A 1,218-nucleotide genomic window follows, 5' to 3' on the forward strand; every position below is an offset into this window, starting at 1 on the left:
CAACAAAGAACTGAGTTAAAAAACAAGCAATTTTAGCTTAATTTTGAAACAAAATTATCGTCGTAAGCCAATCCACTTTTCGCAATTGCAAAAGCTTGTTTTAGTAGCTTATTTGCTACTGCAATAAGTGCTAGTTTTTTACTCTTTCCCTTGGCTACCAATCGATCAAATAGTGCTTTGCAAGCTTTGTTGTATTTACAGGCTGAAAAGGCTGCTAAAAACAATAGATTTCTCAATTTCTTGTTACCTACTTTGCTAATCTTACTGCGACCTCTTACACTACTTCCAGACACCCTAATAGTTGGTGTTATACCAACATAACTGCACAATTGTGATGATGTTTCAAACTTTTTAAAACCATCGGTTACAACAATTAAAAACAAGGCTGTCTTCATTCCTATTCCTGGTATGGTCTGCAACAAGGTTAACTGATGTTGTTGATCTTCTTTTACCAGTTCTAACAAGCGTTCTTCTAATAATGCTATCTCTTTGTTTAAATGTTTTAAGTCTCGTTGTAATGATCTGTAAACTGCTTTTGAAGGAATACCTAATGTCCTTTCTCCATGAAGCTTGTTCTTGGTAGCTGTACTTTTTTTTTGATAACTATCCAGTAATCGAAACAATTGTAAGCATTCGGCCTGTACGCCTGTCAATGCATTATACAACGGAACGTCATTCTGTTTACCATACTCACAAATCGCTTTTGCATCACTCTTATCTGTCTTTACCTTGGCTAGTTTCATCTGGATAAAACGTTTTATAGATAACGGATTTACTACTGAAACTCCTACATCACATCCATGTAAAAACTGTGCTAATCGGTAATGATAATAACCTGTTGCTTCCATAACTACCAAAGCTGTTTTAGGCAACGACTTTACAAATAACTTAAAGCCTTTTTCACTGTTTGTAAATTGAAAATGTCCTTCATCTTCACTGTAAACATCAAACACTGATTTGCTGATGTCAATACCATAAATTTTTTTATCTTTAGTCATAAGTACTGTATTTGGAAAGAACATTCTACTTCTATTTCAACAACTTAAAATCGAGATCTAGGTCTCAAAGAACTGAACGAAATTTAGGTAGATAAAGAGAGTGGATTATCAATGTTATCGAAGTCTTAAGCTTCACCGTGTATACTAACCTTAATACTCTCTTTTGTTCTTTCTGATTTATTACCAAATGTATTAAAAGACAAACTTAAGACGTGTATAA

Annotated in this window: 1 protein-coding gene; it reads right to left on the reverse strand. The window is 33.7% G+C overall.

Features of this window, described 5'->3' with window-relative positions; all coding sequences use genetic code 11:
- Positions 1 to 32: 32 nt before the first annotated feature.
- Entirely contained in the window at positions 33 to 998 is a 966-nt protein-coding gene (locus ACRHNM_RS16170) for an IS110 family transposase (protein WP_431137675.1), read from the reverse strand.
- Positions 999 to 1,218 lie beyond the last annotated feature (220 nt).

The sequence above is a fragment of the Psychroserpens mesophilus genome (assembly GCF_050617655.1).
Lineage (GTDB): Bacteria > Bacteroidota > Bacteroidia > Flavobacteriales > Flavobacteriaceae > Psychroserpens > Psychroserpens mesophilus_A.

What these genes read in the sequence shown, in the direction of transcription:
- ACRHNM_RS16170 (WP_431137675.1), bottom strand. Translation starts at nt 998, where the DNA reads ATGACTAAAGATAAAAAAATTTATGGTATTGACATCAGCAAATCAGTG.